We start from the raw sequence: 20,953 nt of genomic DNA on the forward strand, positions 1-20,953 counted from the left end.
CGGCGGTGTTTCCTCCGGTCCTCCCCCAAACTCGCAAGCCTTTGGAAAGCTACATGAATCCCTACAAAATACAAATGTGACCGAAGTCACGTAACGGGATCTTAACGGCGTCAATGGCCTGTGCCGGGCGGCAGCATGCTGCAAACCGGGTTGCTCCGGCGGTCCAGCCGGGTTAAGGGAGTGTTTGTTGCGGCGCCGCAAATTGAGCTGAATTCAACGGCACACACACCTCAACCCCATTAAACCTGATCGTCACTGACGCGACTAACTGGCGCGATTTCGTTCGAACGCCATCGGGATAGAGATTGGGACTAGAACGTTATGAACCTTAGGCAGCTTCATATTTCCCGTCGCACCATCGCCGTCTGCGTGGCGGTGGCCGGCACGGTGTCGCTGGCGATCGGCGCCCACGCCGCGCTCAACAAGCGGACACCGGATGTTGCCAGGGAGACTGTCGCCGGCGCCGTCACCACCGGGCAGACCGGCAGCATTGCGGGCGGCTCCTCCCGCCTCGCGCTGATCATCGGCAACGGCCATTATCCGGACGCTGCGGCGCCTTTGGCCCAGCCGATCAACGATGCCCGCACTTTGTCGTCGGCGCTGCGCCGCGAGGGCTTTGACGTCGACGTGGTCGAGGACGCGACCAGGGACGACATGTTCCGCGCGGTCGAGCGCATGAAGGCCAAGATCCGCCCCGACACCGTCGTGATGCTGTTCTTCGGCGGCTACGGCGTGCAAGTCGGCCGTGAGAGCTACATGATCCCGGTCGATGCCACGATCTGGAAGGAAGCCGACGTCAAGCGCACCGGCGTCAGCGTCGAGTCCGTGCTCGATGCGATGAAGGAGCGTGGTGCCAAGGCAAAGCTCGTGGTGCTCGATGCCTCGCGCCGCAATCCCTATGAGCGCCGCTTCCGTGCCTTCTCGCACGGCCTCGCCCCGATCAGCCCGCCGGAGAACACGATCGTGCTGACCTCGACGACGCCGGGCAAGGTCGCCGACGATTCTTCAGCGCCCAACAGCGTCCTGGTCTCCGAGCTCATCAACAACCTCAACGCCCAGGCCGGGGCAGAGACCGCCTTCAACAAGACCCGCGTCGCGATCTCCCGCGCCAGCGAAGGCGAGCAGGTGCCGAGCGTGTCGTCCTCGCTACTGGAAGACATCAAACTCGGCGGCTGAGCCCGACTCTTTCCCCACGTCGTCCCTGCGAAAGCAGGGACCCATAACCACGACCGGTTATTGTGGCTCCGCGCTGTGGCCCCAGCGCAATCCTATTCGCGCACTCGTGGTTATGCGTCCCGGGTCGCGCTTCGCTTGCCCGGGACGACGGTGTGGATACAGTGCCGCCTACTTCGCGTCCGCGCTCGCGCCCACCGGCCGCACCGGATCGCCCTCGCGCAGCAGCGCGCCGGCGCGGGCGACGACGATGTCGCCTTCCTGGATGCCGTCGCGGATCTCGACCTGACCGGCCGACATCAATCCGATCTCGACCCGCCGCGTCTCGACGCGGCCGCCGCGCACCACCTGCACCACGGTGCCGGCGGTGGAATAGAGGATCGCGGTCAGCGGCACCGCGACGCCGCAGCTCTGCCCGGTCTTGATCTGCGCGCGGCCGGACGAATTCACCAGCAGCCGCTTGTTGGAGGTGATGCCGACGAACACCTGGCCGAGCTGGCTGTTCGGCTCGATCGTCGGCGCGATCGTCCGCACCTTGCCGTCCATCTCGCCGGCGCCGATGATCTTCAGCCGCGCGGTCTGCTCGGTCTTCAGCTTGGCGATGTCGCGGGTCGGCACCATGCCGACCAGATCGTATTCGTTTCTGGCGATGATCGAGAACAGCGCATCCTTGCCCGAGGCCGGCGCACCGACGATCGCCGAGGACGCCGAGATCGTGCCCGCCACCGGCGCCGTGAGGTTGATCGCGTTGGTGCCGTCGGTCAGCCGCGCCAGCACCTGGCCCGCGGTGACGGTGTCGCCGGGATCGGCCTTCACCTCCGCCACCTTCAGCCCGAACCGATCGGGCCGGATCTGCTGCTCGTCGCGCGGCAGCACGATGCCGGAGACCTCGACGATGTTGCCGAAGCAGAATTTCGAGGCCTTCAGCACCGTCACCGCCGCGCCCTTCGGCGCCGCGTCGGCCTCGCCCGCGGCGAGCGCGGGAGAGGCCGCGAGCATGAACAGCACTGAGACGCCAAGCGCGGCTGCGTAGGATGGGTAGAGCGGCTTGTCCGCCGTAGCTCGAAGAGCGAAGGCGGAAGCGAAACCCATCAATCGCTTGAGACGCAAAATCATCGGCAAACTATTCCCAAAATGAGGGCCTCCTGAATACCAGATGCGGCCGGGCCGAGCCAGCCGGCTGCGCCGCGGCGGCAGCCGCCTCGGCTGGCCCGGCACACGCGGCGAGCTCCAGCTTCGCCAGCTCCTCGGCGCGCCAGATGTGCCGCAGGATCTCCGGATTGACCCGCTCGGCATGCGTCACCGGCAGCATGTGGCCGGCCGCCGGCAGATGCCGCATCTCGGCGCCATCAATGATCGCGGCGAGTTTTGCGACAATGCGCTGCGTCACATAGGGCGACAGCCCGCCCGACACCAGCAGCGTCGGCACCCGCAGGGCGCGCGCGGCCGCCGCCACGCCGTCGAGATCGAGCGCGGCGTTGAAATCGTAAGGCAGCTTGTCGGCCTGCTCGATCATCCGCAGCCGCCCGCTCGGCGAGAACTGCTCGCGCGGGCCGGAGCCGGCCCAGAACGCGGTGAACGCCTCGACCGCCTCCAGCGCCGCGCCGTCGAAAATATCCTGCGACACCACCTGCGCGATCCGCGCGAAGCGATCGTACAGCCGCACGTCGGCGGAGCCGTCGCGGAGCAACGCGGAAGTACCGGCTCGATCAGCGTCAGGCTGCGGATGCGCTGCGCATAACGCGATGCCGTCGCCAGCCGAAACGCGATCGCCCCGCCATAGGAATGCCCGACCAGATGGATCGGCCCCGTGGCCTTGGCGAGCCAGGGCTCGAGCCGCGCGATCTCGCCATCCAGCGTCCGCGGCCAGTCGCGCCCGCAGGCGGCGACGCCATAGCCGGAAATATCCGGCGCCATGAACGGCGTGCCACTGAGCGCGCCCGCAAGCTTCGTCCATTGCCGCCCCGACCCCAGCGAGCAGTGCAACGCCACCACCGCCGCCGCCTCGTGCGTCCCGTCCAATCCTGTCATCAAACCCATGCCTCGCGTGTTCTTGTTCTCACGCACGCGCAGTTCCGCGCGCCCGTCATGACGCGAGCGAGGTGGGGGATGGGTTATTCCTGGGAGGGGCGGGTGGGGTCGTGATCGTGATTGCGGAGGCAAACAGATTCACTGGATGGTGATTTGAGGCTCGTGGGAGTTCGCGGAAATGAAAGCAACATCGCACAGTTGCTGCTTTCTAGCCGCTTACATTGTTCTGGATATCAGAAGTTGCCTTGACGTCCCCAACTCGGCGCCCGGTCTTCCCTGCGCCCTCTCACGATTATTGAAGGTGAGTTGATCGCATCCCTCGGGCGCAACGCGCCGCGAGATCGCGAGCGCGTATCCCATCTGCTGTTTGACAATGTTGATCGGGACTAGATTGGGTGCAGCCCCGTCACCCCCGCGCAACGGCTTTGCCGTTGTCGCTGGAGGAGCGCGCATTTGCGCGCGTCTCGAAGGGGCAACGGCCCGGCTGGTGGCCGTGCATCCTTCGAGGCGCGCAAGAAGCGCGCACCTCAGGATGACGGGATTGAGGCTGTCATTGCGAGGAGCGATAGCGACGCGGCGATCTATGGCTCCGCGCAAGCTGAAGTATGGATTGCGTCGCTTCGCTCGCAACGACGGGGGATAGAAGGCGGCTCGTCGGCTGTCGCCGCAATCAAAACAGCGCCGCCACAGCGCGACGTCAGCGCACGATGCGCTTCACGCGCGCTTTCTTCTTGGCGATGGGTGCTGGCGCCAGCTCGGCCTCTGCGGCAGCTTTGGCCTCGCGCGCTTCGCGCAGCGCGCGCAGGCGCTCCATGTTCTTGCGGATCGCGGCTCCGTCGCGTTCGACTTCGGCGATGGCGCGCGCGCCTTCCTCGGCCGCCAGCCGCTGGCGGTCGGCCCTGGCGAGGCTTGCGGGCGATGGCGTGGGCTTCCTGGCGGTCATCGGCAATCTCTCCAAGGCATCATCCCTCTGCGAACGCTTCGCGTCTGTTGCACGGAACGGCGCGATGCAGCGTGCTTTGGGATCACGCGCAGCAAGACATGCTAAAACCCGCCCAATCCGGGTGGATCGAGCGGGCCGCAACGTCATCCCAGTACATCCGTGGAATGACGAACCGGCATGATCGCGACAAACGCGGAACGCGTTTGCGCGGAAATCATGCCCGAGTAAGAAACTCAGACGATCTGAAGATTCTCGGCGCTGGTCTTGCCGCGCATCTTGTCGGTCTTCAGCTCGAACGACACCTTCTGGCCTTCAGCGAGGCCGGTCAGACCGGCACGCTCGACTGCGCTGATGTGAACGAACACATCCTTGCTGCCATCGCTCGGCTCGATGAAACCAAAGCCCTTCTGGCCGTTGAACCACTTCACAGTACCTGTCGCCATCTTCTCTTCTCCAAAATGCGCGTCTGCGCATGTGTTGCGCAGAATCGCGCGCCATCCATTCAACTGACGATGTCTTTGGAGGAGGGCCGTTCTGACCATTCAACAAGGCGCAACGGCTAATCGAATGGCCCCAATATACACACTTTCCGCGCGAATGCAAGGTTCGGGCGGTAGCGGGTTCCCGCTCGGACGGGCGAATGGAGAAAGCGCGGATCACTCCGCTGCCGCCTCCGCTGACGGCTCGCCCTTCCAGCTCAGGATCTCCGCGGCGAGGATCGGGTGATTAAAGCCCTTCAGCACGAGGTCGTCGATGGCGCGGCCTTCGACATGGGGCTCGACCATGCCGTAGACGCGGCGGCTCACCACGATCTGGCCGGCCTTGGCCTCGCCGCACAGGCGGGAGGCGAGGTTGGTGACGCTGCCGATCGCGGCATATTCCAGCCGCTGCTCAAAGCCGACCTGGCCGAGCGTGGCGTAGCCGAGCGCGATGCCGATGCCGAAGCCGAGGGTATGCCCGCGGTTGCGCCACTTCTCGGTCAAGGGGCCGACCGTGTCGCGCATCTCCACCGCCATCCGCACGGCGCGCGCGGTGTGGTCGGCGAGCTGGATCGGCGCGTTGAACAGGATCATCACGCCGTCGCCGGCATATTTGTCGAGCGTGCCCTCGTACTTGAAGATCAGCTTGCCGAGCGCGGCGTGATATTCGCGCAGCACGTTCATCGCCTCTTCCGGCTCGGTCGCCTCGGTGAAGGCGGTGAAGCCGCGCAGATCGCAGAACACGACGGTGACTTCGCGCCGGTGGCTGTCGAGCAGGCCCTCCGGATTGTCGGAGGAGGCGATCAGCTGCGCCACCTGCGGCGCCAGGAAGCGCTCGAGCCGCCGGATGCGCTCGATCTCGCCGAGCTGGGTCTCGACCCGCTGCTCCAGCGACTTGTTCCAGTCCTTGAGCTCTTCGGTCTGCTGCCTGAGCTTGTCGGCCTGCTCGCGCACGGTGGCGTTGGCCTGCTCCAGCGCGTGGCTCTTCTGGTCCACTTCAGTGAACAGCCGCGCATTGCGCATCGCCAGCACCGCCTGGTGCGCAAAAGTCTTCATCAGGCCGATCAGGCTCGCGGGGAAATCGCCGGCCGCCTTGCGCAGCACCACCAGCGAGCCGAGCACGCCCTGCTGGTCGACCAGCGGCACCACAAGCACGGAGTGGAAGCCGGCGCCGACCACGACATCGCGCAGCGGATGATCGGCACTGGATTCTTGTTCTAACGCGCTTTCTTCACGCCAACCGGTATCCACTTCGCTCGAAAACGCTCTAGTGGCGAGATCGGGAAACGCCAGCGGCTCGCCCTTCGTCGCGGCCTCGCCGAGCGGGCTGTTCGCGGCGTCGATCGCGCGATGATGGCCCTCGGCTTCGGCGTCGATGCCGATCGATTGCGTCAGGTTGAACGTGTGCTGTGTCGCGTCGTAGCCATAGATCAGCACGGCGTCGGCATGGGTGATCTCGAGCGCGCGGGCGGCGACCGTCGGCAGCACCGCGTTGAGGTCGAGCGAGGACGCCACCGCGCGGCCGACCTCCTCCAGCACCTTCAGCTCGTTGATCGATTGCGCGAGATCCCGCGTGCGCTCCTTCACCTTGCCTTCGAGGCCAGAATAGGTCTCGGCAAGTTGCGAGGCCATGCTGTTGAATTGCCCGGCGAGCTCCTCCAGCTCATCCGCGGTCTTCACCTCGATGCGGTGGCCGAAGTCGCCGTCGCCGAGCCGGCGCGCGCCGGTACGCAGCGCGGTGATCGGCACCAGCATGCGCCGCGCCAGAATCGTGCCGGCGATGATCGCGACCACGAGGCCGAGCGCAATCAGCAGCGCGATGCGCACCAGCTGGTCGCGGATCGGCGAGAGCGCTTGCGCGGTCGGCTGCTCGACGAAGACGTGCCAGCCGAGGTCCGGCGCTGCGGTTGCGGTCGTGAGCACCGTGTTGCCATCGACGTCCTTGCCGGACGCGATCCGTCTGCCGCTCGGCGACAGTACCGCGGCGACCTGCGGCAGCGCGGCAAGGTCCTTGCCGACCTCGGGGCCCTTCGACGAGCTCGCGAGCACGCGACCCTTGGCGTCGACGAGATAGGCGTAGGCCGTGCGGCCGACCTGGGAATCGCCGAAATAGTCGTTAAGGAAACGCAGGTCGATCTCGGCCACGGTGACGCCGGCGTTGAAGCCGGAATGCTGCTCGCCGATCGACATATAGGGCCGCTCGTCGCGAAAGTACGCCGGCGCGTACGCGGTGCCGCGCTCGATCGCCTCGGTGAAGCGGAGGTCGCGGGAGAAGTCGGCGTTGGAATTCAGCGTATAGGTCTGCCGCGACAGCCGCAGCACCTCGCGGCCCTGGCCGTTGATCAGGGTGAGCTGGTTCACCGCCGGCACCTGGCCGAGCAGCTGGGCATAATCGGCGCGGCGCAGCTCGATCGTGTTGGAGGAGGCGCGGGTCACCCAGGAGATCTGCCGTTCGAGATCGGCGATCGACTGCTCGATGTGCTTGGCGGTGGCGTCCGCCTTCTCGCTCATCGCGTCGGTCAGCGTGCTCCTGATGCCGCGGTAGCTGATCCAGGTCTCTAGCGCGCCGTTGACCGCCAGCACGAACACGACGAGGCCGACCAGCGCGAGGACGTATTTGGCGAACAGGCCGCCGCGCAGGAACCAGTTCTTGCCCTTGTCCGGTGCCCCGTTCATCCAGCCTCGTCCGTTCCCCTCCGATCAGTCGGGTGCGCCACTGTATCGCTGCTGTTTAGCACGGATCGGCGGGGCAAGGCGGGGCCTCCCGTCGCATGGTTAGCCCTGCATTCCGGCGGGGGATATCCGGGAATATTCAGCGGTTGAACAGTTGCCGCAGCACGTCGCTCATCGCGGGATTGTCATGCTGCTCGGCGGGGTCGGCCGGCGGAGGGGCGGGCGGTGGTGGTGCGGCGGCCGGCGGCGCGTCCGGGGTGGGCTGGGCCAAGCTGCGGCTCGGGCGGGAGGCGTTGCCCTGATTGAGGGTCGAGAGGCCCTGCTGCAGCAGGTTCCCGATGGTGTCGCCGAGCTGCCCGCCGAGCGGGCTGTTCTGGCCGGCGGCCACGCCGGCTGGCGCCTGGCCGGTGCCGGGCTGCGCGGCGGTCCCGCTGCCCTGCACGCCGTTGAGGAGGTTGTTGAGCCCGTTCAAGCCTTGGCTCAGGCCTTGGTTCAGACCCTGGCCATTCGCGCCGAACAGGCCCTTGCCCATCTCCTTGAGCTTGGCATAGGCGGCCTCGGGATTGTCGAGGATGCCCTGCATCTCCGGATAGATCCGCGGGGACACCCAGGGCCCCTCGATCATCACGGGGATGCCGAGGCCGACCGGATTGCCGACGCGGCCCTGGCCTTCGGTGGTCATCACGAGCTGCGGCTCGACGCGGAACCCGATCTGGCGGGTGTTGAGATCGACGGTGCCGACCCCGCCCATCTTCACCAGCGGGCCGATCAGATTGAGGTCGGTGGTGACGGCCTGGCCCTTGTCGAGCTTGAACGAGGCCGAGAGCTGGCTGAGATCGGTCGACAGTGCCTCACTCTGCTGCCAGCCCGACAAGGTACCGGTGGTGAGGTTGCGGATCATCTGCGCGACGTTGAGGCCAAGGATCTTGCCGTCCTGGAACACGACGAACGCGGTGCCGCCGAGATTGCCGACGATCGCGCGCGCGCTGGTGCCCTGCGAGGTCAGCGCGATCTTCGCCTGCATCTTGCCGTCGAGTTTGTCGAATTCGGCGAGGCTCTTCAGCACCGGCAGCGCATGCACGCCGGCGAGATCGAGCCGCAGCGCGTAGGTCGGAGTAGCGGCCCTCGCGTCGATCGTGATGTCGCCGTTGGCGGTGCCCTCATAGGCGCCGAGATTGCCGAGCCGGGCCTTCAGCACGCCGCTGTCAACAGATGCATCGATCGCAGCCTGTGCGAAGCGGCCGTCGCCGATCACGAGCTCCGCCGTTGAGATGCGCGCCTGCGCGTCGACATAATTGAGCCCGCCGAGGTCGATCGATGCGTTGCTCCAAATGTTGGTGCCCAATGGCTGCGCCGCATCGGACCGGCTCGGCATCGGCGCCATCGTCATGCGCTGGAAGTCGAGATCGAGCTTCACCAGCGGCTTGTTGCTGGCGAAGTCGACCGAGGCCCAGCCGGTGAAGCCGCCATCGCCGAGCGTGCCGGATACGCCGTTGAACATCACCACCGTGCCGTTCAGGCGCACTTCCGCATTCGCCTTGATCGCCGCGGGCAACAGGCCGGGTGCGTCGATGTTGAACTCGGCCGGCACGTTTTGGCGTTCAAGCGGCGCTTGCGGCGCGGTCGCGCGGATCTCGAACTTCAGCGGCTTGTCACTGGCGCTCGCACTCCCCGTGACGACGATCTTGCGGTCGTTGCCGATGGTCGCATCAGCATTGAGCGTCTCGATCCGATTCTCGACCCGGTCGCGCACATTGGAGAACACGATGGTGCCGCCGGTGACGCTGACATGCCGGATCGTGAGGCCGCCGCTGTCGGACGCGGAAGACTTCGCCGGCGGATTGTGATCGCGGGTGCGCTCGCGCTGCAGCGGCAGATTGATCACCGGCTTGACGATCACAAGGTCGGTGATGTCGGGCTGGCCCGACCACAGGCTCGACAGCGTCATCTCGGCTTCGACCCGATCAGCCGCGAACCGGTTGTTGGCCTCGCGCTCCCGCGGGTCCTGCAACACGACGTCGCTCAGCGTCAGATTGACGGTCGGCCAGAGGCCAATCCTGGCGCTGCCATTGATGGTGAGTGTGTAGCCGGTCTCCCGCTCGACCCGCTCGGTGATGGCCGATGTGAGGAACGAGGACGGGATCCCGACCGCGGCCACCAGCGCGATGATCACGATCACGACAGCGATGGCGGCCCCGGCGAATTTCAGTGCTCTCATCTCGATATTCCAGGCCGGGGCAGACAGGGTTCCGCCGTGGAAAGGCACGGCCGATCGCATGAGATTATCCCGCAAACGGGACCTTGCTCCAACGAGGCGAAAAATAATCCGTTACCAGCATGAACTTATGTGACCTCTCACACACTCTTATGAGGGTGATTGTTGCTAACCGGGCGGAGGGGACCGCTCGGATCGATTTGGAAGGCAATTCAATGAGCAAACAGGCCGAATTTGCGGTCATTCTGAAAATGAACCCTATGTTCGCCGATCTCGGTGCGGACGAATTGGCGCGGCTTTCGGGCCTCTGCCACACCCAGCAGCTCGCCACCGGCGAGGTGCTGTTCCAGAAAGGCGATCCCGGCGACGCCCTGTTCGGGGTCCGCCGCGGCCAGGTACGCATCGAAACCGGCGCCTCCGACGGCAGCCGGCTCACACTGAACTTCATGGGATCCGGCGACCTGTTCGGCGAAGTCGCTGTCCTCGACGGTCAGGATCGCACCGCGGATGCGACCGCGGGCGAGCCCACCGAATTGTTCGTCCTGCGGCGGGAGGATTTCCTGGGCTTCCTCGAGCGCGAGCCGAAGGTCGCGGTCCGCCTGATCGAATTGCTGTGCCAGCGCATCCGCTGGCAGAGCGAGCGGATGGAAGAATCCGTGCTGCAGCCATTGCCGGTCCGTCTCGCACGCCGGCTGTGCGCGCTGGCCGAGGATTTCGGTTCCGAGGTGCACATCTCGCAGGAGCAGCTCGGCATCTTCGTCGGCGCCGCGCGCGAGAGCGTCAACCGGCAGCTGCAGACCTGGCGCAAGGACGGCATCGTCGACCTGCAGCGCGGCCGGATCATGCTGCACAACATGACCAAGCTGACGGCGGTCGCACGCAACGACTAAACGGTCGCATGCAACGCGCGCGCGAGGATCGCGTCCTCTCGCGCGCCTTGCTTGCGAATGTTGACGCACTCCTGCCTAAAAGACTTGCTTGCATGACGAGGCGGGTATCGCTTTCATCCGCGTGCCGGTCCTTGGGGTGACACCCAGCCTTGCTGGCCTCACGCCATCCACCTGCAAACCCCTGCGGTCTTTCCCGTTGACCGCAGGGGTTTTGCGTTCCGCGAGTGCGTGACGCGAATTCGCCTACCTCATCACCACTTCGGGATTGGCCCAGCGCAGATACTGGCGCGGCGCGGCGCCGAGCTCGCGCTTGAACATCGCGGCGAACGCGCTCGGGCTGTCATAGCCGACGTCGAGCGCGACGCCGGTGACCGCTTCGCCGGCGCCGAGCCGCGCCAGCGCTTCGAGCAGCCGCACCCGCTGGCGCCAGGCCGCAAAGCTCTGTCCGGTCTCGCGCCGGAACAGCCGCGTCAAGGTCCGCCGGCTGAGCTGGCAGCGGTCGGCCCATTGGTCGAGCGTGAGATCGGAGCTCGGATCGACCAGCACCGCTTCACAGATCGCGGCGAGCCGCGGATCGGGCGGCACCTGCACATGCAACGACACTTCAGGCATCCTGCCGATCTCATCGAGCAGGAAATCGACCAGCCGGCCGTCGCGCCCTTCCGGGTCGTAACGGGTCGGCATATGCACCGCTTCTTCCATCAACGCTTCGACCAGCGCGGAGACCCTGATCAGGCGGCAGGTTGCCGGCGCATTCCGCACGCGATCCGGCGTGACATAGATGGTCTGGATCTCGACCTCGCCCCATGCACGCGATTGATGCGCGACGCCGGCCGGAATCCACAGGCCATGGCCGGGCGGAACGACGAAATGACCGCGCTCGGTCATCATCGAGGTCACGCCCGCGGTCTGCAGGATGAATTGATCGCGCCGATGCGCGTGTCGCGCGCTCGTGCTTTCGTTCGGATAAGAGGCCGCCATAGCCGCGAGCGGCCGTTCGACCTGTTGCAATTGTCCGGCATAATGCGCGGCGGCTACGGGACCGGATTGCTTGCGGCACACGCGCAAGCCGGCGGTGTCATTTCGTCGCGCTGCGACTTTCAAGTGTCGTGAGCTCCTGATCGATCGTCGTTTTCGCAGGGTGCTCATGCATCTTCCGGGCCAGTTGGCCCGATCGCGATGGTTGTTGTCCCCATTCAGGTAGCGCGGGATACGGCGTTTGGCAACAATGCGCCACCCCGCGACATTCGCCGAAATCGAATGCCTGACGCGCGGCGACGGAGAGGTCCGATGAACAGACGCGAATTCACCAAGGCGATGCTAGCCTGCGGTGCAGCCATCCCGTTCGGCATCACGCGGGCGGCGGGCCAGACCCGCGGTGGAACGCTCAACACCATCATCCAGCCCGAGCCGCCGGTTCTGGTGACCGCGCTGAACCAGCAGCAGCCGACCTTGACACTCGGCGGCAAGATCTATGAAGGCCTGCTGAAATACGGCGCCGACCTCAAGCCGATGCCCGGCATGGCGCAGTCCTGGGAGGTCTCGCCGGACGGCCTGACCTACACATTCAAGCTGTTTCCCGGCATCACCTTCCACGACGGCAAGCCGATGACCTCGGAGGACGTGGTCTTCAGCTGCATGAAGCTGCTGGTGGAGACCCATCCGCGCGCGCGGCAGAACTTCGCCCGCGTCGCCTCTGCCGAAGCGCCCGATCCGCTCACCGTCGTGTTCAAGCTGAAGCAGCCGTTCGCGCCCTTCATCGGCTGCTTCGACTGCACGTCCGCGCCGATCGTGCCCAAGCACATCTACGACGGCACCGACTATCGCAAGAACCCGGAGAACGACAAGGCGATCGGCACCGGCCCCTTCAAGCTGAAGGAATGGGTGCGCGGCTCGCATGTTCACCTCGTCCGCCACGACGGCTACTATCTGAAGGACGAGCCCTATCTCGACGAGATCGTCTACCGCGTGATTCCGGATGCGGCGTCGCGCGCGCTCGCGCTCGAGAACGGCACCGTGCAGCTCGTGCAATGGTCCGACGTCGAATTCTACGACGTGCAGCGTTTCAAGGCGCAGAAGAACCTCGAATTCACCACCAAGGGCTACGAGTATTTCGCGCCGCACCAGTGGCTCGAAATGAACAACCGCATCGCGCCGATGAACGACAAGCGGTTCCGGCAAGCGGTGATGCACCTGATCGATCGCGAGGCGTTCAGCAAGCGCGTGTACTTCGGCAACGCCAAGGTTGCGACCGGCCCGATTTCGTCGAAGACGCGGTTCTACGATCCGAACGTGAAGCGCTACGAGTTCTCCGTGGACAAGGCCAAGGCGCTGCTCGACGAGATGGGATTGAAGCCTGGCGCCAACGGCAAGCGGGCCGAGATCAAGTACATCGTGCCGCCCTATGGCGAGTCCTATCAGCGCGCCGGCGAATTCTTCCGTCAGAGCTTTGCACGCGTCGGCATCGACCTCGTGCTTGTCGGCACCGATATGGCGGGCTGGGCCGAGAAGGTCGGCAACTGGGACTATGAGATGACCCAGAACCTGCTCTACCAGCTCGGCGATCCCGCGCTCGGCGTGGCGCGCACCTATATTTCGTCGAACATCAAGAAGGGCATCCTGTTCTCGAACACGCAAGGATACTCGAATCCCGAGGTCGACAAACTGTTCGACGAGGCCGCAATCACGCTCGACGAAGCCAAGCGCCAGGAGCTCTACAGCAAGGTGCAGCAGATCCTGGTCGAGGATGTGCCGGTGGCCTGGACGCTCGAGATCGAATATCCCATCATCTACGACAAGGCGTTCAAGAACATCGTGACGACGGGCATCGGCTCGCACGAAACCTTCGGGTCGGTCTACAAATCGTGACCCGGCTCGGGAGCGCAACGGCGATCGGGCTCCAGGCGATCAGCCGCATCGCCCAGCTCGTCGCCGTGATCCTCGTCATCGCGACGTTCAACTTCGTGCTGGTGCGGGCCGCACCCGGCGATCCGGCCCAGGTGATGGCCGGGCAATCCGGCGCGTCCGATCCAAAACTGCTCGACGATCTGCGCAAGGAGTACGGGCTCGACAAGCCGTATTTCGTGCAGCTCGTGAGCCACCTCGGCCGCGTCGTCAGGCTCGATCTCGGCTATTCCTATCGGCAGCGCCGCCCCGTCGTCGATCTGATCCTCGAACGGCTTCCAGCGACGCTGCTGTTGACGGTCACGGCGTTCTGTCTCGCGCTCCTGATCGGCACCGCGCTCGGCGCGCTGGCGGGGCTCGCGGCCGGCAGCGTGCTCGATACGGTGTTCACCGTGCTCTCGCTCGTGCTCTATGCGACGCCGGTGTTCTGGCTTGGGCTGATGCTGGTGCTGGTGTTCTCGGTGACGCTCGGCTGGCTGCCGCCGTTCGGCTATGAGACCATCAACGTCCAGCTCTCACCGATCGAGCACGCGCTCGACATCATGAAGCACATGATCATGCCGGTCACCTCGCTGGCGGCGATCTATCTGGCGATCTATGCGCGGCTGATGCGATCCTCGATCATCGAGGTCGCGCAACAGGATTTCATCAAGACGGCGCGCGCCAAAGGCCTGTCCGGCACGCGTATCGTCGTCGGGCACATGCTGCGCAATGCGCTGGTGCCGGTCGTCACCGTCGCCGGCATGCAGGCCGGCGCGCTGGTCGGCGGCGCCGTCGTCATCGAGACGGTGTTTGCCTGGCCCGGCCTTGGCCGCCTGACCTTCGAGGCCCTGCTGCAGCGCGACTATCCCGTCCTGCTCGGCATCTTCCTGATCCTCTCGATCGTCGTGATCGCGCTCAACCTTCTGACCGATCTGGCCTACCGGCTGATCGATCCGCGCATGACCACGGGAGCGGCGTGATGGAGACGGTGCGCGCTTTCCTGCGTCATCCCAGCGGTATGATCGGGCTTGTCCTGCTGCTCGTCGTCGTTGTCATCGCGATCATCGCGCCGATCGTGTTTCCGGTCTCACCCTGGGAGATGGTCGGTGCGCCGTTCACGCCGCCCGGCGAGGACGGCTTATGGCTCGGCGGCGATACGCTCGGCCGCGATGTCGCGGCCGGCGTCGCCTATGGCGCGCGCGTCTCGCTGCTGATCGGCATCGCATCGGCGCTCGCGGCGATGGCGATCGGCGTCGTGGTCGGTGCGATCTCGGGCTATTTCGGCGGCAAGGTCGATCTGGTGCTGATGCGGATGACGGAATTGTTCCAGACCATTCCGGCCTTCGTGCTCGCCATCCTGCTGGTCGCAACGTTCAATCCGTCGCTGCTCACGATCATCCTGACCATCGGGGCGGTGAGCTGGCCGCCGCTGGCGCGGCTGACGCGCGCGGAATTCCTGCGCCTGCGCCATCGTGAATTCGTCGAGGCGGCGCTGTGCCAGGGCGAGCGCACCTGGCGCATCGTGCTCGGCCATATCCTGCCGAATGCGATCTCGCCGATCCTGGTCGTGACGTCACTGACGGTCGCCACCGCGATCCTGCTGGAAAGCGCGCTGTCCTTCATGGGGCTCGGCGACCCCAATTTGATGTCGTGGGGCTTCATGATCGGCGCGGGGCGTACCGCGATCCGCAATGCGTGGTGGATGAGCGTGTTTCCCGGGCTTGCCATCCTCGTCACCGTGCTGGCGATCAACCTGTTCGGCGAAGGCCTGTCCGATGTCCTCAACCCGCGCGTCTCGAGGCGCCGGTCATGAGCGAAGCTATGCAGAGCAACGCCCCGGTTCTTGCGGTCAAGGATCTCTCGATCGCGCTTCCCAAGGGCGGCGATCGGCCCTTCGCGGTCGAGAATGTGTCGTTTGAGATCAAGCCCAACGAGGTGGTCTGTCTGGTCGGCGAATCCGGCTCCGGCAAGTCGATGATCGCCCATGCGGTCCTGCAGCTGTTGCCGCGGGGCGTCGATATCGTGTCCGGCACCGTCATGGTCGCGGGGCAGGATCCATCCAAGCTCGACAGTCGCGGGCTAAGGAATTTGCGCGGCGGCAATGCCGCAATGATCTTTCAGGAGCCGTTGTCCTCGCTCAATCCGCTCAAGCGGGTCGGCAAGCAGATCGAGGAGATGATCCTGGCGCACCAGCGGCCCACGCCGTCGATGGCGGAGGTCCGCGAGCGGGTGCAGACGCTGCTGACGCAGGTCGGGCTGCCGAATCCGCTTCTGCTGGAGAAGAGCTATCCGTTCGAGCTGTCCGGCGGTCAGCGCCAGCGCGTGATGATCGCGATGGCGATGGCCAACCGGCCCGCGCTGCTGATCGCGGATGAGCCGACCACCGCACTCGATGTCACGACCCAGCGTCAGATCCTGCGCCTGATCGACGATCTCCGGCGCGAGCGCGGCATGGGCGTGTTGCTGATCACCCATGATTTCGGCGTTGTTGCCGATGTCGCCGACCGCGTCGTGGTGCTGCGCCATGGCAAGGTGGTCGAGCAAGGCACGGCCAGTGAGGTGCTGCGCAATCCGCAAGCCGCCTACACGCGCGAATTGATCGACGCGGTGCCGAAGGCGCGGCTCGCCGACATCCATGACACAATCGTGCGGCCCGAACCGCTGCTGGAGGTCGTCGGCCTGCAGAAGACCTTTCGGGTCAAGCGCGGCTGGTTGCAGCCGCCGCGCGAAGTCGTCGCCGCGGACGGCATCTCGCTGACCTTGCACCAGGGCGAGACGCTTGCCGTCGTCGGCGAATCCGGCTCCGGCAAGTCGACGCTGGGGCGCATGATCATGCGGCTGACCGAACCGGATGCCGGCGCCATTCGTTTCGGCGGCGCCGACCTCCGGCTGTTGCGTGGTGAAGCGCTCCGCCAGGCGCGGCGGCGGCTTCAGATCGTGTTCCAGGATCCGTTTGCCAGCCTCGATCCGCGCCAGAAGGTCGGCGATGCCGTCGCGCGCGGTCCGATGGCCTATGGCACCTCGCGTGCCGAGGCGATGGCGCAGGCGCGGAAGCTGCTGGTGCGGGTCGGCCTGTCGGAGACCGCCGCGGATCGCTACCCGCACGAATTCTCGGGCGGCCAGCGCCAGCGCATCTGCATCGCGCGGGCGCTCGCGCTCAAGCCGCGGGTCTTGATCGCCGACGAGGCGGTGTCGGCGCTCGACGTCTCGGTGCAGGCCCAGGTGCTGGCGCTGCTCGCCGAACTGCGCCAGGAGATGCGGCTTGCGATGATCTTCATCACCCATGATTTGCGCATCGCGGCCGAGATCGCCGACCGCGTCATCGTGCTGCAGAAGGGGCGCATCGTCGAGGAAGGCACTACGGCAGAGGTCTTCACCGCGCCGCGTCAGGCCTATACGCGCGACCTGCTCGATGCGATCCCCGGCCGCGATTTCTTCGACCAGCCGGGCTTTGCGGCCGCGGCCGGCGCACGCCAGACGGCGAGGATCGCTTCCGGCATCGACGCGGTGTAAACTAACAACAAAGGGAGGTTCGCTATGGGTCACGAGGGCGCAGGCGGCAAGCCGCCGGTCAAGTCGCAGGAGGATCTTCGCGCGCATTTCGGGCAATTGAGCCCGCTCGCCGAGAAGAAGGTGCTCAACCATCTCGACAAGTTCTGCCGCGACTTCATCGCGCTGTCGCCGTTCCTGGTCATCGCCTCCAGCGACGGCAAGGGCCATGCCGACGCCAGCCCGCGCGGCGACGCGCCGGGCTTCGTCTCGGTGCTCGACGACAAGACGCTGCTGATCCCGGATCGGCGCGGCAACAACCGGGTCGATACATTCGGCAATATCATCGCTTCGCCCGGGGTCGGTTTGATCTTCATGGTGCCGGGCATCAACGAGACCCTGCGCATCAACGGGCGGGCCGAGATCTCGCAGGAGCCGGATCTCCTGACGCCGCTGACGGTGCAGAACGTCACGCCGATCATCGGCATCAAGGTGCATGTCGATGAGACCTACTTCCATTGCGGCAAGGCGCTGATGCGCTCAAAACTCTGGAATCCGGCCGCGCAGGTCGAGCGCCACAGCTTCCCGACGCTCGGCCGGATCATCGCCGAGCAGACCGCCGCCGTCGAGGTCGAGGTCGCCGAGAAGACGATGGAAGAGGCCTATCGCACGCGGCTGTATTAGAGCGCGACAGGACTCGCTTCGGCGCGCCGCTATATCCTCGTCCACCGTGGTCATCGCCCGGCTCGACCGGGCGATCCAGTACGCCGCAGCCTCTCGGCTCAAGCACTGCGGTCTCTGGAATACTGGATCACCCGCATGCGCGGGTGATGACACTGAGCAAGGTGAAGGGCGTCTGCACGATTTCTGGATAATGGAAAAATACCCCTGAATTGCCCGACGAGTCAAGTTGCCGTGTCGAACGCGGCGGCCGCCGGCTACTGTGCATGGGGTTATTTTCGATATTTTGGTGGGCGCCCCTTCATCGTGGGCTGACGCGGCGCGAACTTGGCTCATTCTGCGGCGGGCGAGATCATGCTCGGCGGACCGGGCTTCTTGGCCTTGTCAGCCTCGGGCTCGCTCGGGGTCAGCTCGTGGTCGGCATGCGAGACCACGAGCCGCTTGCCGAAGCGCCAGATCAGGTTGCCGATGTCGTCCATCACCATGAACATCGCCGGCACGAACACCAGCGACAGCACGGTCGAGAAGATCAGGCCGCCGATCACCGCGAGCGCCATCGGCGAACGGAATTCACCGCCGGCGCCGAACGCCAGCGCCGACGGCATCATGCCGGCGGCCATTGCGATCGTGGTCATCACGATCGGGCGGGCGCGCTTCATGCCGGCGTCGATCATGGCTTCCTCGCGCGCCTTGCCGTCGCGGATCGCCTCCACCGCGAACTCCACCAGCATGATGGCGTTCTTGGTGACGATGCCCATCAGCATCAGGATGCCGATCCACACCGGCGTGGTGAGCTGCTTGCCGGTCAAAAGCAGCGCGCCGATCGCGCCTCCGATCGAGAGCGGCAGCGAGAACAGGATGGTGATCGGCTGCAGGAAGGTGCCGAACAGCAGCACCAGCACGGCGTAGACCATCATCAGGCCGGCGGTGATCGCGGTGGCGAAGCCGTCGGACAGCTCGGCGAGGCTCTCGGCGTCGCCGGACGGGCTGACCTTCACGCCCTTCGGCAGGCTCTTCATCACAGGCAGGTCGTAGATCAGCTTGGTGGCGTCACCGAGCGCGGCATTGCCGACGAGGTCGGCCGCGACAGTCGCCTGCCGCTCGCGGTCGTAGCGGTTGATGCTGGTCGGGCCCTGGTCGAGCTGGATGTCGGCGACGACGGAGAGCGGGACGCCACCGCGTTCGCCACGCGCGCCGAGCGGCACGCGCAGTTGCTCCAGCATCTGCAAATCACTGCGCGCATTGTCCTCGAGCTGGACGCGAATCGGGACCTGGCGGTCGCCGGCGTCGAACTTGGCCAGCGCCGGGCCGACGTCGCCGATGGTGGCGACGCGGATGGTCTGCGACAGGCTCTCGGTCGAGACGCCGAGCCGCGCCGCGAGCTCGGCGCGCGGACGGATGCGCAGTTCGGGCCGGTCGAGCGCGGTCTCCGAGATCACGTTGGCGATGATCGGGATCCGCTTCATCTGCGTCGCCAGTTCGCTGGCGACGTTGTTGACGATGTTGCTGTCGGTGCCGGTGACGACCAGCGAGATGGCGCGCAGGCCATTCTCGTCGAGGAACCAGAACCGGATATCGGGGACGTTATCGAGCTCCTTGCCGATCGACAGCTCGAGCTCGCGCTGGGTGATCTTGCGGTCCGCCTTCGGCGTGTAGTTGATGATCAGCGCGGCGCGGCGCACTTCCTGGATGCCCGGCGGCACGCGGCCGCCGTCGACGAACACGCTGCGCACCTCGGGCCGCTTGCGCAGCCGCGCCACGATCTCCTCGGTGACCTTCTCGGTATAGGCCAGCTGCGAGCCGGGCGGCAGCTCCATTGCGAGCAGCGAGCGCGCAGTGTCCTGCGCCGGCAGGAAGCCCTGCGGCAGCAGCGTGATGCTCCAAATCGACGCGGCGAACACCGCAAAGCCGATCAGCACGGTGATGTAATGGTGCTTCACCGACCAGGTGACGAGGCCGTGATAGCTGCGCAGGATGCGGCCGGGCGGCGGGTCGTCGTGGTCATGATGCTTGAGGAAATAGGCGGCCAGCATCGGCGTCACGAAGCGCGCGGCGAGCAGCGAGAAGAACACCTGTACCGACACGGTGATGCCGAACTGTTTGAAGAACTGCCCGGCGATCCCGGACATGAAGCTCGCCGGCGCGAAGATCGCGATGATGGTGAGCGAGATCGCGATCACCGCGAGGCCGATCTCGTCGGCAGCTTCTAGCGCTGCCCGGTAGGGCGTCTTGCCCATCCGCATGTGGCGGACGATGTTCTCGATCTCGACGATGGCGTCGTCGACGAGGATGCCGGTCGACAGCGTGATGGCGAGGAAGGAGACGAGGTTGAGCGAGAAGCCGAGCAGGTCCATCGCCCAGAATGCCGGGAAGATCGACAGCGGCAGCGAGACCGCGGCGATGATGGTGGCGCGCATATCGCGCAGGAACAGCAGCACGATGATGACGGCGAGGATCGCGCCCTCGAACAAGGTCGAGATCGCGGCCTCGTAATTGCCCTTGGTGAACTCGACCGAGGTGTCGATCAGCTTGAGGTCGACGTCGGGATAGGCAACTTTCAGGGCGTCGATCCGCTTCTGCACCGCGGCCGCGACGACGACGTCGCTGGCGCCCTTGGAGCGCTTGATACCGAGCGCCACCACCGGCTCGCCGTTGAAGCGGGCGAAGGTGCGCCGGTCGGCGATGGTGTCGGTGACGGTGCCGAGATCGTCGAGCCGGATCTCGCCGCCGCCGAACAGCGGAATCATGGTGCCGGCGAGTTCGTTCAGTGTCTTGGCGCCGGCCAGGGTGCGGATCGCCTGGTCGTTCTTGCCGATCTCGGCGCGGCCGCCGGCGACGTCGACATTGGTCCCACGCAGGATCTGGCTGACATTGACCGCGGTGAGCCCGACCGCCTGCAGCTTGTCGGGATCGAGCGAGACCAGGATCTCGCGCTCGACACCGCCGATGCGCTCGACCTGGGCGACGCCGCGCACGCCCTGCAGCGCGCGCTTGACCACGTCGTCGACGAAATATGAGAGCTGCTCCGGCGTCTTGCCGGGCGAGATCGCTGCGTAAGTCACGATCGGCAGGCCGATCACGTCGACGCGCTGGATCAACGGCTCGGTGACGTTCTGCGGCAGGTTGGCGCGCACCCGCGTTACGGCGTCCTTGACGTCGTTGAGCGCGCGGTCGGTGTTGGTCTCCAGCGCGAACTGGATCGTGGTCACCGACAGGCCGTCGGTGATCGAGGAGGAGATATGGCGCACGCCCTCGACGCCGGAGACGCCGTCTTCGATCGTCTTGGTGACCTGCGATTCAAGTTCCGAGGGTGCCGCGCCGAATTGCGAGACCGCGACCGAGATCACCGGAATGTCGGCGCTCGGCAGCCGCGTCACCGCGAGCTTGGTGAAGGAGACCCAGCCCAGCACCAGCAGGATGATCGAGAAGACGATCGAGGGAAGCGGGTTCCGGATCGACCATGCCGAGATGTTCAAAGCCATTAGCGTGCCCG

16 protein-coding genes are annotated in these 20,953 nt (G+C 65.7%); 7 read left to right on the top strand and 9 right to left on the bottom strand.

The annotated features are described in order from the left end of the window. Positions 1-321: 321 nt before the first annotated feature. Positions 322-1,176, top strand: coding sequence for a caspase family protein (locus tag JQ573_RS19760; RefSeq protein ID WP_212316543.1), 855 nt, complete (start codon positions 322-324; stop codon positions 1,174-1,176). A 168-nt stretch (positions 1,177-1,344) separates the two neighbouring features. On the opposite strand, the gene JQ573_RS19765 is transcribed toward JQ573_RS19760, so the two are convergent. The 7 genes from JQ573_RS19765 to JQ573_RS19795 form a co-directional block, all read right to left on the bottom strand. Continuing rightward, complete coding sequence (locus JQ573_RS19765; protein ID WP_249132113.1) at positions 1,345-2,172, bottom strand: efflux RND transporter periplasmic adaptor subunit; 828 nt, start codon at positions 2,170-2,172, stop codon at positions 1,345-1,347. Between the two features lie 124 nt (positions 2,173-2,296). Then, on the bottom strand, positions 2,297-2,689 hold the full coding sequence (locus tag JQ573_RS19770) for an alpha/beta fold hydrolase (RefSeq protein WP_212316547.1): 393 nt from the start codon (positions 2,687-2,689) through the stop codon (positions 2,297-2,299). Continuing rightward, complete coding sequence (locus JQ573_RS40920; RefSeq protein ID WP_409363665.1) at positions 2,686-3,213, bottom strand: alpha/beta fold hydrolase; 528 nt, start codon at positions 3,211-3,213, stop codon at positions 2,686-2,688. Before JQ573_RS40920 ends, JQ573_RS19770 begins: the two co-directional genes overlap by 4 nt. 688 nt (positions 3,214-3,901) lie before the next feature. After that, on the bottom strand, positions 3,902-4,147 hold the full coding sequence (locus tag JQ573_RS19780; RefSeq protein WP_212316551.1) for a hypothetical protein: 246 nt from the start codon (positions 4,145-4,147) through the stop codon (positions 3,902-3,904). 233 nt (positions 4,148-4,380) lie between these two features. Further along, the gene (locus tag JQ573_RS19785; RefSeq protein ID WP_029084280.1) at positions 4,381-4,590 is read right to left on the bottom strand and encodes a cold-shock protein; all 210 of its coding nucleotides are present in this window, start codon (positions 4,588-4,590) and stop codon (positions 4,381-4,383) included. Between the two features lie 213 nt (positions 4,591-4,803). Then, on the bottom strand, positions 4,804-7,302 hold the full coding sequence (locus tag JQ573_RS19790; protein ID WP_212316553.1) for an adenylate/guanylate cyclase domain-containing protein: 2,499 nt from the start codon (positions 7,300-7,302) through the stop codon (positions 4,804-4,806). A 136-nt stretch (positions 7,303-7,438) separates the two neighbouring features. Then, entirely contained in the window at positions 7,439-9,517 is a 2,079-nt protein-coding gene (locus tag JQ573_RS19795; protein ID WP_212316555.1) for an AsmA family protein, read from the bottom strand. 212 nt (positions 9,518-9,729) lie between these two features. On the opposite strand from JQ573_RS19795, the gene JQ573_RS19800 reads away from it, so the two are divergent. Continuing rightward, entirely contained in the window at positions 9,730-10,404 is a 675-nt protein-coding gene (locus JQ573_RS19800; RefSeq protein WP_212316557.1) for a Crp/Fnr family transcriptional regulator, read from the top strand. A gap of 243 nt (positions 10,405-10,647) precedes the next feature. Here JQ573_RS19800 and JQ573_RS19805 read toward each other — a convergent pair whose 3' ends face one another. Next, positions 10,648-11,508, bottom strand: coding sequence for a helix-turn-helix domain-containing protein (locus JQ573_RS19805; RefSeq protein WP_212316559.1), 861 nt, complete (start codon positions 11,506-11,508; stop codon positions 10,648-10,650). A gap of 186 nt (positions 11,509-11,694) precedes the next feature. On the opposite strand from JQ573_RS19805, the gene JQ573_RS19810 reads away from it, so the two are divergent. Genes JQ573_RS19810 through JQ573_RS19830 form a run of 5 tightly spaced genes read left to right on the top strand, consistent with a single transcriptional unit; the run spans position 11,695 to position 17,463 of the window. Further along, positions 11,695-13,272: an ABC transporter substrate-binding protein gene (locus JQ573_RS19810; protein WP_212316561.1), complete on the top strand. Its 1,578-nt coding sequence runs from the start codon at positions 11,695-11,697 to the stop codon at positions 13,270-13,272. Then, positions 13,269-14,270 carry an ABC transporter permease gene (locus tag JQ573_RS19815; RefSeq protein ID WP_212316563.1) on the top strand — a complete coding sequence of 334 codons (1,002 nt, stop codon included), beginning with the start codon at positions 13,269-13,271 and terminating at the stop codon, positions 14,268-14,270. Before JQ573_RS19810 ends, JQ573_RS19815 begins: the two co-directional genes overlap by 4 nt. Beyond that, positions 14,270-15,103: an ABC transporter permease gene (locus JQ573_RS19820; protein WP_212316564.1), complete on the top strand. Its 834-nt coding sequence runs from the start codon at positions 14,270-14,272 to the stop codon at positions 15,101-15,103. The genes JQ573_RS19815 and JQ573_RS19820 overlap by 1 nt, the downstream gene beginning before the upstream one ends. After that, entirely contained in the window at positions 15,100-16,803 is a 1,704-nt protein-coding gene (locus tag JQ573_RS19825) for an ABC transporter ATP-binding protein (protein WP_212316566.1), read from the top strand. Before JQ573_RS19820 ends, JQ573_RS19825 begins: the two co-directional genes overlap by 4 nt. 24 nt (positions 16,804-16,827) lie before the next feature. Continuing rightward, on the top strand, positions 16,828-17,463 hold the full coding sequence (locus tag JQ573_RS19830; RefSeq protein ID WP_212316568.1) for a pyridoxamine 5'-phosphate oxidase family protein: 636 nt from the start codon (positions 16,828-16,830) through the stop codon (positions 17,461-17,463). Positions 17,464-17,792: 329 nt separating this feature from the next. Here JQ573_RS19830 and JQ573_RS19835 read toward each other — a convergent pair whose 3' ends face one another. Beyond that, positions 17,793-20,942 carry an efflux RND transporter permease subunit gene (locus JQ573_RS19835; protein WP_212316570.1) on the bottom strand — a complete coding sequence of 1,050 codons (3,150 nt, stop codon included), beginning with the start codon at positions 20,940-20,942 and terminating at the stop codon, positions 17,793-17,795. Positions 20,943-20,953: the final 11 nt, after the last annotated feature.

The sequence above is a fragment of the Bradyrhizobium sp. AUGA SZCCT0105 genome (assembly GCF_018129565.1).
GTDB lineage: Bacteria > Pseudomonadota > Alphaproteobacteria > Rhizobiales > Xanthobacteraceae > Bradyrhizobium.

Coding starts and splice junctions, on each gene's coding strand:
- JQ573_RS19760 (WP_212316543.1), top strand. CDS start 322: ATGAACCTTAGGCAGCTTCATATTTCCCGTCGCACCATCGCCGTCTGC.
- JQ573_RS19765 (WP_249132113.1), bottom strand. CDS start 2,172: ATGCTCGCGGCCTCTCCCGCGCTCGCCGCGGGCGAGGCCGACGCGGCG.
- JQ573_RS19770 (WP_212316547.1), bottom strand. CDS start 2,689: ATGATCGAGCAGGCCGACAAGCTGCCTTACGATTTCAACGCCGCGCTC.
- JQ573_RS40920 (WP_409363665.1), bottom strand. CDS start 3,213: ATGGGTTTGATGACAGGATTGGACGGGACGCACGAGGCGGCGGCGGTG.
- JQ573_RS19780 (WP_212316551.1), bottom strand. CDS start 4,147: ATGACCGCCAGGAAGCCCACGCCATCGCCCGCAAGCCTCGCCAGGGCC.
- JQ573_RS19785 (WP_029084280.1), bottom strand. CDS start 4,590: ATGGCGACAGGTACTGTGAAGTGGTTCAACGGCCAGAAGGGCTTTGGT.
- JQ573_RS19790 (WP_212316553.1), bottom strand. CDS start 7,302: ATGAACGGGGCACCGGACAAGGGCAAGAACTGGTTCCTGCGCGGCGGC.
- JQ573_RS19795 (WP_212316555.1), bottom strand. CDS start 9,517: ATGAGAGCACTGAAATTCGCCGGGGCCGCCATCGCTGTCGTGATCGTG.
- JQ573_RS19800 (WP_212316557.1), top strand. CDS start 9,730: ATGAGCAAACAGGCCGAATTTGCGGTCATTCTGAAAATGAACCCTATG.
- JQ573_RS19810 (WP_212316561.1), top strand. CDS start 11,695: ATGAACAGACGCGAATTCACCAAGGCGATGCTAGCCTGCGGTGCAGCC.
- JQ573_RS19820 (WP_212316564.1), top strand. CDS start 14,270: ATGGAGACGGTGCGCGCTTTCCTGCGTCATCCCAGCGGTATGATCGGG.
- JQ573_RS19825 (WP_212316566.1), top strand. CDS start 15,100: ATGAGCGAAGCTATGCAGAGCAACGCCCCGGTTCTTGCGGTCAAGGAT.
- JQ573_RS19830 (WP_212316568.1), top strand. CDS start 16,828: ATGGGTCACGAGGGCGCAGGCGGCAAGCCGCCGGTCAAGTCGCAGGAG.
- JQ573_RS19835 (WP_212316570.1), bottom strand. CDS start 20,942: ATGGCTTTGAACATCTCGGCATGGTCGATCCGGAACCCGCTTCCCTCG.